The organism is Mycolicibacterium rhodesiae (assembly GCF_002086695.1).
GTDB classification, from domain to species: Bacteria; Actinomycetota; Actinomycetes; order Mycobacteriales; family Mycobacteriaceae; genus Mycobacterium; species Mycobacterium rhodesiae.
Map to the genome: position 1 here is coordinate 77,035 of NZ_MVIH01000007.1, position 15,721 is coordinate 92,755.

Here is a 15,721-nt window from a genome sequence, read left to right on the forward strand (position 1 = left end):
GCGCGTGATTACCGCAACGGACCTGGAGGTCCGCGCCGGCGCGCGCACACTGCTCCTCGCCGAGGGCCCCGCGCTGCGCATCCAGCCGGGCGACCGCATCGGTCTGGTCGGCCGCAACGGCGCGGGTAAGACGACGACCATGCGGATCCTGGCGGGTGAAGGCGAGCCCTACGCGGGCACCGTCGTGCGCACCGGCGACATCGGGTACCTGCCCCAGGATCCTCGCGAAGGTGACCTCGACGTGCTGGCCCGGGACCGGGTGCTGTCGGCGCGCGGTCTGGACACCCTGCTCTCGGATCTGGAGAAGCAGCAGGTGTTGATGGCCGAGGTGGTCGACGAGGCCGCCCGCGACAAGGCGGTGCGCCGCTACGGCCAACTCGAGGAACGCTTCTCCGCGCTCGGCGGATACGCCGCCGAGAGCGAAGCGGGACGCATCTGCGCGAGTCTCGGTCTGCCTGACCGGGTGCTCACCCAGCCGCTGCGCACCCTGTCCGGCGGTCAGCGCAGGCGCGTCGAGCTGTCCCGGATCCTGTTCGCCGCCAGCGATACTGGATCCGGCTCGGCTACCACTCTCTTGCTCGATGAGCCCACCAACCACCTCGATGCCGACTCGATCGGCTGGCTGCGGGGCTTCCTGCAGAACCACACCGGCGGCCTCGTGGTGATCAGTCACGACGTCGACCTGCTCGCCGATGTGGTCAACCGGGTGTGGTTCCTCGACGCCGTGCGCGGTGAGGCGGACGTCTACAACATGGGCTGGCAAAAGTACCTCGACGCCCGCGCCACCGACGAGCAGCGCCGTCGCCGGGAGCGCGCCAATGCCGAGAAGAAAGCCGGCGCGCTGCGTGCCCAGGCCGCCAAGATGGGCGCCAAGGCCACCAAAGCCGTTGCCGCACAGAACATGTTGCGCCGTGCCGAGCGGATGATGGCCGAATTGGACGCGGAGCGGGTGGCCGACAAGGTGGCCAGGATCAAGTTCCCGACGCCGGCGCCGTGCGGAAAGACACCGCTGGTGGTCAAAGGTCTGACCAAGAATTACGGCTCACTCGAGGTGTTCACCGGCGTCGACCTGGCCATCGACCGCGGCTCGCGCGTCGTGGTTCTCGGCCTCAACGGCGCAGGCAAGACCACGCTGCTCCGGTTGATCGCAGGCACCGAAACTCCCGACGCCGGCGGACTGGAACCGGGGCACGGGCTCAAGATCGGTTATTTCGCACAGGAACACGACACTCTCGACAACAACGCGACGGTGTGGGAGAACATCCGGCACGCCGCCCCGGACACCGGCGAACAGGACCTGCGCGGCCTGCTCGGCGCGTTCATGTTCACCGGTCCACAACTCGAGCAGCCCGCAGGCACGCTGTCCGGCGGTGAGAAGACCCGGCTCGCGCTGGCGGGTCTGGTGGCCTCGACGGCGAACGTGCTGCTGCTCGACGAGCCGACCAACAACCTCGATCCCGCGTCCCGCGAACAGGTTCTGGACGCGCTGCGCAGTTATCAGGGTGCAGTCGTGCTGGTGACCCACGATCCGGGTGCCGCCGAAGCGCTCGACCCGCAACGGGTGGTGCTGCTCCCGGACGGCACCGAGGACTTCTGGTCCGACGAGTACCGGGACCTCATCGAGCTCGCCTGACAACTGCCATAGACGATTTCGGTCATTCCCCCCAACGCGTCGACCCACGCTTCTACGCTCATGCCTATCGGCGCGGATCTACCGGGGAGGGTGATCATGAGGAAGCCCAACGAAGCTCGAGACCAGTTGCTGGATACTCTGCGAAACGCCTACGAGGGCGGCGCGAGCATTCGCACCTTGGTGGCGTCGACGGGTCGTTCGTACGGCTCGATCCACGCGCTGTTACGCGAGTCCGGGACCACCATGCGCAGCCGCGGTGGCCCCAACCACGTCACGCGTCGGTAGCCCGCACGGAATCCTCCACCAGATCCAGCACTGCTGAAAGTCGCTGGGGATCCTCGCCCGTCGCGAGCCGCGCGACCAGTCCGTCGAGCACCAGGTCCAGGTAGCACTGCAAAACATCGGGCGGCACGTCGTCGCGCAGCCGGCCCGCCTGCTTCTGCTGGCGCAACCGCGCCGAGGTCGCCGAGGCCAATTCCGCCGAGCGCTCCACCCAACCCTGATGAAACACCGGGTCGTTGCGTAGCTTGCGGGCGATCTCCAATCGCGTGGCCAGCCAATCGAATTGATCGGGCGCGGCCAGCATGTCGCGCATCACCTGGATGAGACCCTCGCGCGCCGCCACCTCCGCCATCCGCGCCGCATCCTCGCGGGCGAGCGCGAAGAACAAGGTGTCCTTGTCGCGGTAGTGATGGAAGATCGCGCCGCGCGACAGACCGATGGTCTGCTCCAGCCGGCGCACGGTCGCCTGCTCGTAGCCGTACTCGGCGAAGCAGCGCCGTGCGCCGTCGAGGATCTGGCGGCGGCGGGCCGCCAGATGATCCTCGCTGACCCTGGGCACGTCGGAGCTAGCCGGTCCGCAGCATGTTGCGCAACACGTACTGCAGGATGCCGCCGTTGCGGTAGTAGTCGGCCTCGCCGGGGGTGTCGATGCGCACCACGGCGTCGAACTCGACCTTCGACCCGTCCTCCTTGGTGGCCGTGACGTGAACCGTCTTCGGGGTCTTGCCGTTGTTGAGCTCCTCGATCCCGGTGATGTCGAAGACCTCAGTGCCGTCCAGCTTCAGCGACGCGGCCGATTCACCGGCCGGGAACTGCAGCGGGATCACGCCCATGCCGATCAGGTTCGACCGGTGGATGCGCTCGAAGGACTCGGTGATCACCGCACGCACACCCAGCAGGCTGGTGCCCTTGGCCGCCCAGTCGCGCGACGAGCCGGAGCCGTACTCCTTGCCGCCCAGCACCACCAGCGGAATGTTCTGCGCCGCATAGTTTTGCGCGGCGTCGTAGATGAAGGCTTGCGGTCCACCATCCTGGGTGAAGTCCCGCGTGTAGCCACCGGACACGTCGTCGAGCAGCTGGTTGCGCAGCCGGATGTTCGCGAACGTGCCGCGGATCATCACCTCGTGGTTACCGCGGCGGGACCCGTAGGAGTTGTAGTCCTTTTTGTCGACACCGTTGCTGTCCAGGTATTGCGCGGCCGGGGTGCCCGCCTTGATGTTGCCGGCGGGGCTGATGTGGTCGGTGGTGACCGAATCGCCCAGCAGAGCAAGCACTCTGGCTCCGGTGATGTCACTTACCGGCTGCGGCTCGGCGGGCATGCCGTCGAAGTACGGAGGCTTGCGGACGTAGGTCGAGTCGGCATCCCACTCGAATGTCTTGCCGGACGGCGTCGGCAGGTTCTGCCAGCGCTCGTCGCCCTTGAACACGTCGGCGTAGTTCTTCTTGAACATCTCCTGGTTGATCGCCGAGGCGATGGTGTCGGAGATGTCCTTCGACGACGGCCAGATGTCCTTGAGGAACACGTCGTTGCCGTCGGTGTCCTTCCCGAGCGGGTCGGTCTCGAAGTCGAAGTCCATCGTCCCGGCCAACGCATAGGCGATCACCAGCGGCGGGGATGCCAGGTAGTTCATCTTCACGTCGGGGGAGATGCGACCCTCGAAGTTGCGGTTGCCGGACAGCACCGCGGTAACCGTCAGGTCGTTGTCGTTGATGGCCTTGGAGATCTCCTCGGGCAGCGGGCCGCTGTTGCCGATGCAGGTGGTGCAGCCGTAGCCGACGAGATAGAAGCCCAGCTTCTCCAGGTACGGCCACAGGCCGGCCTTGTCGTAGTAGTCGCTGACCACCTGGGAACCGGGAGCCATCGACGTCTTGACCCATGGCTTGGCGGTCAGGCCCTTGTCGACGGCGTTCTTGGCGAGCAGCGCCGCGCCCAGCATCACCGACGGGTTGGAGGTGTTGGTGCACGAGGTGATCGACGCGATCGCGACCGCACCGTGGTCGAGCACGAATTCGCCACGATCCTCGACGCTGACCTTGACCGGCTTGGTGGGCCTGCCTTCGGCGCCGGTGGCCGCGGAGTGCAGCGGCTCGGAACCGTTGTCGGCGAACGACAGCACTGCCGGGTCGCTGGCGGGGAACGACTCTTCGACGGCCTCGTCCAGCTTGGTCTGCGGTGCGGGGTTGCCGTTTTCGACGTAGTTGTGAATGTCCTTGCGGAACGCCGACTTCGCGTCGGAGAGCTCGATGCGGTCCTGCGGGCGCTTGGGCCCGGCGATCGACGGCACGACGGTGGACAGGTCGAGCTCGAGGTACTCGGAGTAGGCGGCCTCGTGCTCGGGGTCGTGCCACATGCCCTGCGCCTTGGCGTATGCCTCGACCAGCGCCAGTTCCTCGTCGCTGCGCCCGGTCAGCCGGAGGTAGTCGATGGTCACGTCGTCGATCGGGAAAATGGCTGCCGTCGAACCGAATTCGGGGCTCATGTTGCCCAGGGTGGCGCGGTTGGCCAGCGGCACCTCGGCAACACCGTTGCCGTAGAACTCGACGAACTTGCCAACCACGCCGTGCTTGCGGAGCATCTCGGTGACGGTGAGGACCACGTCGGTCGCGGTCACGCCGGGCTGGATCTCGCCGCTGAGCTTGAAGCCGACGACCCGGGGGATCAGCATCGAGACCGGCTGGCCGAGCATCGCGGCCTCGGCCTCGATGCCACCGACGCCCCAGCCCAGGACGCCGAGGCCGTTGACCATGGTGGTGTGGCTGTCGGTGCCCACGCAGGTATCCGGGTAGGCGACCCCGTCGCGCACCATGGTGACGCGGGCCAGGTATTCGATGTTGACCTGGTGGACGATTCCGGTGCCCGGCGGCACCACCTTGAAGTCGTCGAAGGCGCCCTGGCCCCAGCGCAGGAACTGGTAACGCTCGCCGTTGCGCGAGTACTCGATCTCGACGTTGCGCTCGAAGGCGTCGGCGCTGCCGAAGACGTCGATGATCACCGAGTGGTCGATCACCAGCTCGGCGGGGGCCAGCGGGTTCACCTGATCGGGATTGCCGCCGAGATCGCCGACGGCCTCGCGCATGGTCGCGAGGTCGACGATGCAGGGAACACCGGTGAAGTCCTGCATGATCACGCGCGCCGGGGTGAACTGGATCTCGATGCTCGGGTCGGCTGACGGATCCCAGTTCGCGATCGCGTTGATGTGGTCTGTGGTGATGTTGGCGCCGTCCTCGGTGCGCAACAGGTTCTCGGCCAGCACCTTGAGGCTGTAGGGCAGCTTCTCGGTTCCGGGAACCGCGTCGAGGCGGTAGATCTCGTAGCTGTTGTCGCCGACCTTCAACGTGTCGCGCGCTTCGAAAGTGTTCAGGGACGAATTCGACGAATTTTCGCTGCTCACATCAACTCCCGGCGTTGTCCTCGATGCCGACGGGCTGTGTCGGCACCGGCCTCCATACTAACAGTACGGTTGTCCTGCTAAGCGGGTGGATGGGTTTCCACCACGGCCAGCGGGCCAACCCCCAGTCTTGTCTTCTCCGGCGCGTGGTGCCACCCCGGGGTTGGGGCGCACGGTACCGTTTCGGATCGTGACGATTCCGCACGCGCCGACCTTCATCCCGGTGGAGGTGTGCAGCAGTGCCGGGCTTGCCCCGTCGACTCCGGTCGACCAGTGCCTCGCCGCGGTCAAAGCAGATGTGGCCGCCGACGGTGTCGCAGCGCCGGCGGCCGATGTCGCCGCCCTTCAGAAGGTGGTGGCCTCCGCCAAGGAGCACGGCATCGATCTGAAGGTCGTCGTGATGGACAAGAGCCCGGCGATCGACACCCCTCTGCGCGATATCGCCACCGAGATCGGGCAGGACAGCCCCGACTCGACGGTGCTCGTCCTCAGTCCCGGGTGGGCGGGGACCTACAGCACCACGTACGACCGTGTCATCCTCGAGGCGGGTCAGGACGTGGCCAAGACGGCACCCAATCCGGTGGTCGGTACGCAGGCATTTGTCGACCAATTGCAAACCCCCGACTTTCCCTGGATGGGATTAACGATCACGCTTGTGATCGGGGTGGCTGTAGCGGCTGTTTTGACCCGAGTTCTGCAGCTTCGGGCTCGCCGTTCGCAACCTAGCGATATGGCATCTGAGCAGGGAAAATAGCCATCCCTGGCAAATCAATAAGATTACTTTTCGGCAACATCCCGTAAATGACAAACATGTAATTCTTGCCGGAAGTTTCCTCTGCGACAAATGTGACGTACGGTGCAACTGTCGCCATTGTTAATGATGTGACTCATGTGACATCTGTTGCTGGCGTGACTGCACGTGTGAAGCAGAGGAGACCAGGGTCGAATGAGACGTTCCCTTCGCGGCTCTCTTGTCCGGCCGGCCATTCGGATCGCCAAGCCGGTGGGCCCGCTGGCGCTCAGCGTCGCCATGACGTTCACGATGCCCGGACTGGCCCAGGCCGAGCCCGGTGCCGCACCCACCACGATCGCGGGACTGATCGCCGATGTCGCCGACGCCAACCAGCGACTGCAGGACATCGGCGCCAAGGTGCAGGCCGAGCAGGAAAGCGTCAACAAAGCACTCGTCGACGTCCAGACCGCGCGTGACGCGGCGGCCGCCGCGAGCGCGAAGGTGGACGCCAGCGCGCAAGGCGTCAAGGACGCCAACGCGGCAATTGCCGACGCCCAGAAGCGGTTTGACACGTTCGCCGCCGCGACCTACATCAACGGTCCGTCCGCGTCGCTGGTGATGGCGACCAACCCCGAGGACATCCTGTCCACCGCGTCGGCCGGGCAGACCTTGGCGGTCAGCTCGCAGCAGGTGATGACCGATCTGCAGCGGGCCCGCACCGAGCAGATCAACCAGGAGTCCGCTGCCCGACTGGCCAAGGACAACGCCGACAAGGCCCTTGCCGACGCTGAGGCCAGCCAGCAATCCGCGGTCGACGCGCTGACCGCGGCCAAGCAGACGTTCTCCGACCAGCAGGCTGAGATCAACCGGCTGGCCGCCGAACGAAAAACGGCCCAGGAGAAGCTCGACGCCGCCCGCCAGTGGTCGGCGCCGGCGAATTCGCCTGCGGCCGTGCCGCAGTCGGCGGCGACCGGCCCGGCGACCCCGGGGGATCGCTGGGATCCGGCCGCCCCCGGCTCGCCGAAGGCCCCGAACGCGGGCGTGGTCCCGCCCTATGGCAGCGCCTCGGAATGGGATACCACCCTGCCGATGGTGCCCAGCGCCTTCGTCTCCGGCGACCCGATCCAGATCATCAACGCCGTCCTGCAGATCTCGTCGTCCTCGCTGAACGCGACCAAACAGATGGGCAAGAGCTTCCTGCAGAAGCTCGGCATCCTGAAGCCCGACGACACCGGCATCACCAACGGCGCCATCCCGTACGTGTACGGGGCGCAGGCCTCCGAATACGTGATCAAACGGGCCATGTCCCAGATGGGCGTGCCGTATTCGTGGGGCGGTGGAACCGCCACCGGGCCCAGCAACGGAATCGACAGCGGGGCAGGCACCGTCGGCTTCGACTGCTCCGGTCTGATCCTCTACGCATTCGCCGGCGTCGGCATCAAGCTGCCGCACTACTCGGGGTCGCAGTACAACATGGGCCGCAAGATCCCGTCGTCACAGATGCGTCGCGGCGACGTGATCTTCTACGGACCCGGCGGCAGCCAGCACGTCACCCTCTACTTGGGCCAGGGCCAGATGCTCGAGGCTCCTTACACCGGATCGAGCGTCAAGATCTCACCGGTGCGCACCAGCGGCATGACACCGTTCGTCGTCCGCTACATCGAATACTGACGAAAGTTTCACCCATGTCTCGCAACACTTCTCGACGGCTCTTCGTCGGGACGATCCTGACGGCACTCACGCTGGGGTTAGCCATCGCCAGCCCGGCCAATGCCGATCCGGGCGAGTGGGATCCGACGCTGCCCAAGATCCTGAGCGCGGGCGCTCCCGGTGATCCGGTCGCGATGGCCAACGCCTCGCTGCAGGTGACTCAGCAGGCCGCTCAGGCGACCATGGACCTGGGTCGCAAGTTCCTGTCCGGTCTGGGCTTCGGCGGCGGCGGCCCGTCCGCGCTGCCCGGCGGCCGGGTGCGCGGACCGCAGGCCATCGAATACGTCATCGCCCGCGGTGCCTCGCAGCGGGGTGTGCCGTACTCCTGGGGTGGTGGCGCGATCAACGGGCCCAGTGCCGGCGTGGAGGAAGACGCCGGCAAGGTGGGTTACGACTGCTCGGGCTTCACCCGGTACGCCTTCGCCGGCGTAGGGGTGCAGATTCCCAAGTACTCCGGCGACCAGTACAACGCCGGCAGGCACATCCCGCCGTCGCAGGCCAAGCGCGGGGATCTGATCTTCTACGGACCCGGCGGTACTCAGCACGTCACCATCTATCTGGGCAACGGACAGATGCTCGAGGCCTCGTCGGCGGCCGGACAGGTGACCGTCAGCCCGGTGCGCACGGCGGGTATGACTCCGTACCTGACGCGCATCATCGAGACCTGACGCGCTCGCCGGCCGGCTCCGTACTCGACGCGCCAGCGAATGGGGCACGTCGACGGATCTCAGAACGCCTGGAATAGTTGTGGCAGGGCACGGCGTGCCCGCCAAAACCAACAGCTCGTGGAGGAAGTCGATGACGTCACCAGGTGGGTCGCCCGCAGGCCCCGGATCGTTTGCCGGGCCGAGCGGAGCCCCGGCCGCCCCGCCGTCGGGCGGTAACGGTCTGGCCGGCGAGGTGAACACCCTGGAACGGGCGATCTTCGAGGTCAAGCGCATCATCGTCGGCCAGGATCAATTGGTCGAGCGCATCCTGGTCGGCCTGTTGGCCAAGGGGCACGTGCTACTCGAAGGTGTGCCGGGCGTCGCCAAGACCCTGGCGGTCGAGACCTTCGCCAAGGTGGTCGGCGGCACCTTCGCCCGCATCCAGTTCACCCCCGACCTGGTGCCCACCGACATCATCGGTACCCGCATCTACCGCCAGGGCCGCGAGGAATTCGACATCGAACTCGGCCCCGTCGTGGTGAATTTCCTGCTGGCCGACGAGATCAACCGCGCCCCGGCAAAGGTGCAGTCGGCGCTGCTGGAAGTCATGGCCGAGCGCAAGATCTCCATCGGCGGAAAAACCTACGAACTTCCCAAGCCGTTCCTGGTGATGGCGACCCAGAACCCGATCGAGAACGAGGGTGTCTACCCGCTGCCGGAAGCCCAGCGCGACCGCTTCCTGTTCAAGATCAACGTGGACTACCCCTCGCCGGAAGAAGAGCGCGAGATCATCTACCGGATGGGTGTCACCCCGCCGGAGCCCAAGCAGATCCTCGAAACCGGTGACCTGCTGCGCCTGCAGAACGTCGCGGCCAACAATTTCGTCCATCACGCGTTGGTCGACTATGTGGTCCGGGTCGTCACGGCGACGCGGCGACCCGAGCAGTTCGGTCTGCCCGACGTCAAGGCCTGGGTGGCGTTCGGCGCCTCGCCGCGCGCCTCGCTGGGCATCATCGCCGCGTCCCGCGCGCTGGCGCTGGTCCGCGGCCGTGACTACGTCATCCCGCAGGACGTCATCGACGTCATCCCCGACGTGTTGCGCCACCGCCTGGTGCTGACCTACGACGCGCTGGCCGACGACATCAAGGCCGAGACGGTGATCAACCGGATCCTGCAAACCGTCGCGCTGCCTCAGGTCAATGCCGTTCCGCAGCAAGGGCATTCGGCGCCGCCGGTGGTTCCCGCCGGGGCGGGTGCCAACGGTCGGTGAGCGACTCCGAAACCGTCCACCCGCCGTCCTTTCAGCGCGGTGAGATCGGTGACGCCAAGCTGTCGGCGGCGCTGCGGACCCTCGAGCTCACGGTCAAACGCAAGCTCGACGGGGTGCTGCACGGTGACCATCTCGGTTTGATCCCCGGCCCGGGCTCCGAGCCCGGTGAGTCGCGGATGTACCAGCCCGGTGACGATGTGCGCCGGATGGACTGGTCGGTCACCGCCCGCACCACCCACCCGCACGTCCGGCAGATGATCGCCGACCGCGAGCTGGAGACCTGGCTGGTGGTGGACATGTCGGCCAGCCTGGACTTCGGCACAACCGGTTGCGAGAAACGCGACCTGGCGGTGGCCGCCGCGGCGGCGATCACCTACCTCAACAGCGGCGGCGGAAACCGGATCGGCGCGATCATCGCCAACGGCGACAAGATCACCCGGGTGCCTGCGCTGTCCGGCCGGATGCACGAGCAGACTCTGCTGCGCACGATCGCCACGATGCCGCAGGCCCCGGCCGGCGTCCGCGGCGATCTGGCCGCGGCCATCGATGCCCTGCGCAGGCCCGAACGCCGGCGGGGGATGGCCGTGGTGGTCAGTGACTTCCTCGGGCCGATCACCTGGATGCGGCCGCTGCGCGCGATCGCTGCGCGCCACGAGGTGCTCGGCATCGAGGTGCTCGACCCGCGTGACGTCGAACTGCCCCCGGTCGGGGATGTGATCCTGCAGGACACCGAGTCCGGGGTCACCCGTGAATTCACCATCGACGAGCAGTTGCGTGACGACTTCGCCCGCGCCGCCGCGGTGCATCGCGAGGAAGTGGCGCGCACCCTTCGCCGCTGCGGCGCGCCGTTGATGACCCTGCGCACCGACCGCGACTGGATCGCCGACATCGTTCGGTTCGTCGCGTCCCGTCGCCGCGGTGCACTGGCGGGCAGCCAATGACCTTGCCGTTGCTCGGGCCGATGACGCTTGGCGGCTTCGAACACCCGTGGTTCTTCTTGTTCCTGCTCGTCATCGCCGGACTGGTCGGGCTCTACGTCGTCGTGCAGTTCGCCCGCCAGAAGCGATTCCTGCGCTTCGCCAACATGGAGCTGCTGGAAAGTGTTGCGCCCAAACGGCCCAACAAGTGGCGGCACCTGTCGGCGATCCTGCTGATCGCCTCGCTGGTGTTGCTCACGATCGCGATGGCCGGACCGACGCACGACGTGCGGATCCCGCGTAACCGCGCGGTGGTGATGCTGACCATCGACGTCTCGCAGTCGATGCGCGCCACCGACGTCGAGCCGAGCCGGCTGGCCGCGGCGCAGGAGGCCGCAAAGCAGTTCGCCGACCAGCTGACCCCGGGCATCAACCTGGGCCTGATCGCCTACGCAGGCACCGCCACCGTGCTGGTGTCGCCGACCACCAACCGGGAAGCCACCAAGAACGCCATCGACAAGTTGCAGCTGGCCGACCGCACGGCCACCGGCGAGGCGATTTTCACCTCGCTGCAGGCGATCGCCACCGTCGGCGCCGTCATCGGCGGCGGTGACACCCCGCCGCCGGCGCGCATCGTGCTGATGTCCGACGGCAAGGAGACCGTGCCGTCCAACCCGGACAACCCCAAGGGCGCGTTCACCGCCGCCCGCACCGCCAAAGATCAGGGCGTGCCGATCTCCACGGTGTCGTTCGGCACCCCGTACGGCTACGTGGAGATCAACGATCAGCGCCAACCGGTCCCGGTCGACGACGACATGCTCAAGAAGATCGCCGAGCTCTCCGGCGGCAACGCCTACACCGCATCGAGCCTGCAGCAGCTCAAGGAGGTCTTCACCTCGCTGCAGGATCAGATCGGCTACGAGACCACCAAGGGTGACGCCAGCACCGGCTGGTTGCGGCTGGGCGCGTTGGTCCTGGCGCTCGCGGCGCTGACCGCACTGCTGGTCAACCGTCGCCTGCCGGGCTGATTTCGGTGAAATCGCCGGTGGCGGATTTCGGTCCGGCCGACGGCAGGCATTAAGTTGACTCCCATGTCCGAAACCGCTGCCGCAGAATCGGCTGACGCCGCACCGGCCGTCAAACCGCCGTTTGTCTCACGTTCCGTCCTGGTCACCGGTGGAAACCGGGGTATCGGCCTGGCGATTGCGAAGCGGCTGGCCGCCGACGGGCACAAGGTCGCCGTCACCCACCGCGGCTCCGGGGTGCCAGAGGGGTTGTTCGGCGTCGAGTGTGACGTCACCGACACCGCGGCCATCGACCGGGCGTTCACCGAGGTCGAGGAACACCAGGGACCCGTGGAGGTGCTGGTGTCCAACGCGGGCATCTCCAAAGACGCGTTCCTGATGCGGATGACCGAAGAACGGTTCCAAGAGGTCATCAATGCCAACCTCACCGGAGCGTTCCGGGTGACGCAACGGGCGTCGCGCAGCATGCAGCGCAAGCGTTTTGGCCGGATCATCTACATCGGTTCGGTGTCCGGCATGTGGGGGATCGGAAACCAGGCCAACTATGCGGCCGCCAAGGCCGGCCTGATCGGCATGGCCCGGTCGATCTCCCGCGAACTGTCCAAGGCCGGCGTGACCGCCAACGTGGTGGCGCCGGGCTACATCGACACCGAGATGACCCGCGCGCTCGACGAGCGCATCCAGGCCGGCGCGCTGGACTTCATCCCGGCCAAGCGGGTCGGCACCGCCGAGGATGTGGCCGGAGCGGTCAGTTTCCTGGCGTCGGAGGACGCCGGGTACATCGCCGGCGCGGTCATCCCCGTCGACGGCGGTATGGGTATGGGCCACTAGGCCCCAGGGCGCACGCCATTAGGCCCCAGGGCGCACAGCGGCACTAGGAGATAAGGACTTTCGCATGACACTTCTGCAGGGCAAGCGCATCCTCGTCACGGGGATCATCACCGACTCATCCATCGCATTCCACATCGCCAAGGTGGCGCAGGAAGCCGGCGCCGAGCTGGTGCTCACCGGCTTCGACCGGATGAAGCTGATCCAGCGGATCGCCGACCGGCTGCCGAACCCGGCGCCGCTGCTCGAACTCGACGTGCAGAACCAGGAGCACCTGGATTCGCTGGCAGGCCGGATCACCGAGGTGATCGGCGAAGGCAACAAGATCGACGGCGTGGTGCACTCCATCGGGTTCATGCCGCAGACCGGCATGGGTATCAACCCGTTCTTCGACGCCCCGTACGAGGACGTCGCCAAGGGCATTCACATCTCGGCGTACTCCTACGCTTCCCTGGCCAAAGCCGTTCTGCCGATTATGAATCCGGGCGGCGGGATCGTCGGCATGGACTTCGACCCCACCCGCGCGATGCCGGCCTACAACTGGATGACGGTCGCCAAGAGCGCGTTGGAGTCGGTCAACCGGTTCGTCGCCCGTGAAGCAGGCAAGGTCGGGGTGCGCTCCAATCTCGTTGCGGCAGGCCCGATCCGCACCCTGGCGATGAGCGCCATCGTCGGCGGTGCGCTCGGCGAGGAGGCCGGGGCGCAGATGCAGCTGCTGGAGGAGGGCTGGGATCAGCGTGCCCCGCTCGGCTGGAACATGAAGGACCCGACGCCGGTCGCCAAGACCGTGTGCGCACTGCTGTCCGACTGGCTGCCCGCGACCACCGGAACCATCATCTTCGCCGACGGCGGCGCCAGCACCCAGCTGCTCTAGTTCCGCCATCGTGCCCACCACATTCGATGCGCTGCTGATCCTGTCGTTCGGTGGCCCGGAGGGGCCCGAACAGGTGATGCCGTTCCTGGAGAACGTCACCCGCGGCCGGGGGATACCGCCCGAGCGGCTTACCGCAGTGGCCGAGCACTACCTGCATTTCGGCGGCGTCTCGCCGATCAACGGGATCAATCGCGCCCTGATCGAGGAGATCCGCGCCGAACTCGCCGAGCGTGGTGAACAGCTGCCGGTGTACTTCGGCAACCGCAACTGGCATCCCATGATCGAAGACACCGTCGCCGCAATGACTTCCGACGGTGTGCGGCGAGCCGCAGTGTTCTCCACCTCGGCGTGGGGCGGATACTCGGGGTGCACGCAATATCAGGAGGACATCGCCCGAGCCCGTGCGGCGGTCGGTGACGATGCTCCGGAACTGGTGAAAATGCGCCAGTTCTTCGACCACCCGTTGCTGGTGGCGATGTTCGCCGACGCCATCGCGGAGGCGGCCGCGACGCTGCCCGACCCGGTGCGGGCCGACGCCCGGCTGGTGTTCACCGCGCATTCGATACCGGTGCGGGCCGCCGATCGGTGCGGCCCGGACCTGTATGCCCGCCAGGTCCGGTACGCCGCCTCGCTGGTGGCCGCCGCGGCAGGCTACGACGACTATGACGTGGTCTGGCAGTCCCGGTCCGGCCCGCCGCAGGTGCCATGGCTGGAACCCGATGTGGGAGATCACCTCTCGGCGCTGGCCGAAGCGGGTACCAAAGCCGTGGTGGTCTGCCCGGTGGGCTTCGTCGCCGACCACATCGAGGTGGTGTGGGATCTGGACAGCGAACTGCGCGAGCAGGCCGAGGGCCTCGGTGTCGCGTTGGCGCGGGCCTCGACACCCAATGCCCAGCGCCGGTTCGCGAAGCTGGTCCTCGACCTCGTCGACGAAGTGCGCGACGACCGCGAACCGACCAGAGTGGCCGGAGCTCAACCTGTTCCGGGGTACGGCTGCAGCGTCAACGGAGCGTTCTGCACGCCCGCATGTGAGGTCAGTGCCAGGCCGAGTGCAGGATCGCGGTGACCGCGGCGATCCGTGCCGAGCGCACGACCGCGGCCAGTGGCCGCAGCGCATCGTTGGCGATCTGAGCCTCCGACGCGCTCTGCGTGCCGATCGGCATGAGTCCCGAACTGACCGTGATGATCGCGTCGACGTGCGCGGCGTTCTCGAGCACCCGCAGCGCCCGCGTCGGAGCGTGATCGGGGGCCCGGTGGTGGCGACCGGTCTCCAGCACCTGCTCGACCAGACCGCGCGGATCGTCGATGCCGCCCGCGGCACCGAGTTGCAGCGCGCCCAGCGCCTCGGCGGCCGACCGGACCGCCGACCGCAGACCATATTCCGCCTCACCGAGGTCGAGGTGATCCACGACGGGGCGCGACGGCAGTGAGTACACCGTCCAGGACAACGAGCACAGTTCGGGATGCCGATCGCAGTCCGGCAGTTCGTCGTCGGTGTCGTCGTACTCGAAATCGGGGACCAGACCGATGGTGTCGCCGATCGGACTGGTGACGATGATCGCCTCACCGGCGGACAGCGCGTCGCGCTGGAACTGGGTTCCCGCCGCCAGGCCGCGGACGTCGCCGGGCACCGGCAGCGCCACGCTGATCGCCGGCGGCCCGGCATCCAGCGCGCGGCCGGCGACCGTGCGCAGCGTCTGCAGCAGCGACACCGCACCCGCATCGTCGACATCAGGCCACGGCAGACCGGTATGGCCAGCCGCCACCGAATCGTAGGCGATCACCGAATGCGTTGGCGCCCAGGCTGATAGCGCGTCAAGGACGTCGTCGGGTGCGGCCTTGCCGGCGAGCCAGGCATTGGCCCAGACGGAGAGCGAAACACTAGGGCACCACATGATGCTCGCAGTGTAGTGGTTCGGCACCGAACCGGCTTTCCGCAACCGCGGGATCGGCGTCCGCGTACCCTGGCACTATGCCCGCGGCGCTGATCTGGCTCGTGTTCGCGCTGGGCCTTGCCGGTGCCGAAGCACTGACCGGCGATATGTTCCTGCTGATGCTCTCCGGCGGCGCATTGGCCGCAGCCGGGTCCAGCTGGTTGCTCGACTGGCCGGTGTGGGCGGACGGTGCGGTGTTCCTAGTGGTCTCGGTCGTACTTCTGGCCCTCGTCCGCCCGGCGCTACGACGAAAGTTCACGGCCGGCAAAGGCCTGCCCGAACCGGTCAAGGCGCTGGAAGGCAAGAGCGCGCTGGTGCTCGACCGGGTCGCGCGCCATGAAGGTCAGGTGAAACTCGACGGCGAAATCTGGACGGCGCGACCCTTCAACGACAACGATGTCTACGAGCCGGGCGACCACGTCACTGTCATGCACATCGACGGTGCTACCGCGGTCGTCTGGCGCAACGAGTAAGGAGAA

Annotated in this window: 15 protein-coding genes; 12 read left to right on the top strand and 3 right to left on the bottom strand. The window is 67.1% G+C overall.

Translation table 11 applies throughout. The annotated features are described in order from the left end of the window. The first annotated feature begins 4 nt into the window (after window positions 1–4). Complete coding sequence (locus BST42_RS16335; protein ID WP_083120364.1) at window positions 5–1,633, top strand: ABC-F family ATP-binding cassette domain-containing protein; 1,629 nt, start codon at window positions 5–7, stop codon at window positions 1,631–1,633. Between the two features lie 96 nt (window positions 1,634–1,729). Next, window positions 1,730–1,918 carry a helix-turn-helix domain-containing protein gene (locus BST42_RS16340; protein ID WP_036345465.1) on the top strand — a complete coding sequence of 63 codons (189 nt, stop codon included), beginning with the start codon at window positions 1,730–1,732 and terminating at the stop codon, window positions 1,916–1,918. Here BST42_RS16340 and BST42_RS16345 read toward each other — a convergent pair. Continuing rightward, a complete protein-coding gene (locus BST42_RS16345; RefSeq protein ID WP_083120365.1) occupies window positions 1,905–2,474 on the bottom strand; it encodes a TetR/AcrR family transcriptional regulator in 570 nt (189 codons plus the stop codon). The genes BST42_RS16340 and BST42_RS16345 overlap by 14 nt on opposite strands. Before the next feature lie 7 nt (window positions 2,475–2,481). Beyond that, entirely contained in the window at window positions 2,482–5,307 is a 2,826-nt protein-coding gene (acnA, locus tag BST42_RS16350) for an aconitate hydratase AcnA (RefSeq protein ID WP_083120366.1), read from the bottom strand. A gap of 187 nt (window positions 5,308–5,494) precedes the next feature. Between acnA and BST42_RS16355 the strand changes: the two genes are divergently transcribed. From BST42_RS16355 to BST42_RS16395, 9 genes are all read left to right on the top strand, one after another. Then, window positions 5,495–6,058, top strand: a complete 564-nt coding sequence (locus BST42_RS16355; protein ID WP_083120367.1) for an Rv1476 family membrane protein — start codon at window positions 5,495–5,497, stop codon at window positions 6,056–6,058. 192 nt (window positions 6,059–6,250) lie between these two features. Continuing rightward, on the top strand, window positions 6,251–7,708 hold the full coding sequence (ripA, locus tag BST42_RS16360; RefSeq protein ID WP_083120368.1) for an NlpC/P60 family peptidoglycan endopeptidase RipA: 1,458 nt from the start codon (window positions 6,251–6,253) through the stop codon (window positions 7,706–7,708). Between the two features lie 14 nt (window positions 7,709–7,722). After that, window positions 7,723–8,415: an NlpC/P60 family peptidoglycan endopeptidase RipB gene (gene ripB / locus BST42_RS16365; protein ID WP_083120369.1), complete on the top strand. Its 693-nt coding sequence runs from the start codon at window positions 7,723–7,725 to the stop codon at window positions 8,413–8,415. A 130-nt stretch (window positions 8,416–8,545) separates the two neighbouring features. Beyond that, a complete protein-coding gene (moxR1, locus tag BST42_RS16370; protein ID WP_083120519.1) occupies window positions 8,546–9,664 on the top strand; it encodes a chaperone MoxR1 in 1,119 nt (372 codons plus the stop codon). After that, entirely contained in the window at window positions 9,661–10,605 is a 945-nt protein-coding gene (locus BST42_RS16375; protein ID WP_083120370.1) for a DUF58 domain-containing protein, read from the top strand. Before moxR1 ends, BST42_RS16375 begins: the two co-directional genes overlap by 4 nt. After that, complete coding sequence (locus BST42_RS16380; protein WP_083120371.1) at window positions 10,602–11,609, top strand: VWA domain-containing protein; 1,008 nt, start codon at window positions 10,602–10,604, stop codon at window positions 11,607–11,609. Before BST42_RS16375 ends, BST42_RS16380 begins: the two co-directional genes overlap by 4 nt. Before the next feature lie 63 nt (window positions 11,610–11,672). After that, a complete protein-coding gene (gene fabG1, locus BST42_RS16385; protein WP_083120372.1) occupies window positions 11,673–12,437 on the top strand; it encodes a 3-oxoacyl-ACP reductase FabG1 in 765 nt (254 codons plus the stop codon). 64 nt (window positions 12,438–12,501) lie between these two features. Next, window positions 12,502–13,308: an NADH-dependent enoyl-ACP reductase InhA gene (gene inhA / locus BST42_RS16390; protein ID WP_083120373.1), complete on the top strand. Its 807-nt coding sequence runs from the start codon at window positions 12,502–12,504 to the stop codon at window positions 13,306–13,308. Window positions 13,309–13,318: 10 nt separating this feature from the next. Continuing rightward, the gene (locus BST42_RS16395; RefSeq protein ID WP_083120374.1) at window positions 13,319–14,374 is read left to right on the top strand and encodes a ferrochelatase; all 1,056 of its coding nucleotides are present in this window, start codon (window positions 13,319–13,321) and stop codon (window positions 14,372–14,374) included. Here BST42_RS16395 and BST42_RS16400 read toward each other — a convergent pair. Continuing rightward, complete coding sequence (locus BST42_RS16400; RefSeq protein ID WP_083120520.1) at window positions 14,343–15,203, bottom strand: Rv1486c family protein; 861 nt, start codon at window positions 15,201–15,203, stop codon at window positions 14,343–14,345. The genes BST42_RS16395 and BST42_RS16400 overlap by 32 nt on opposite strands. Window positions 15,204–15,280: 77 nt before the next feature. On the opposite strand from BST42_RS16400, the gene BST42_RS16405 reads away from it, so the two are divergent. Then, on the top strand, window positions 15,281–15,715 hold the full coding sequence (locus BST42_RS16405) for an NfeD family protein (protein ID WP_083120375.1): 435 nt from the start codon (window positions 15,281–15,283) through the stop codon (window positions 15,713–15,715). Window positions 15,716–15,721: the final 6 nt, after the last annotated feature.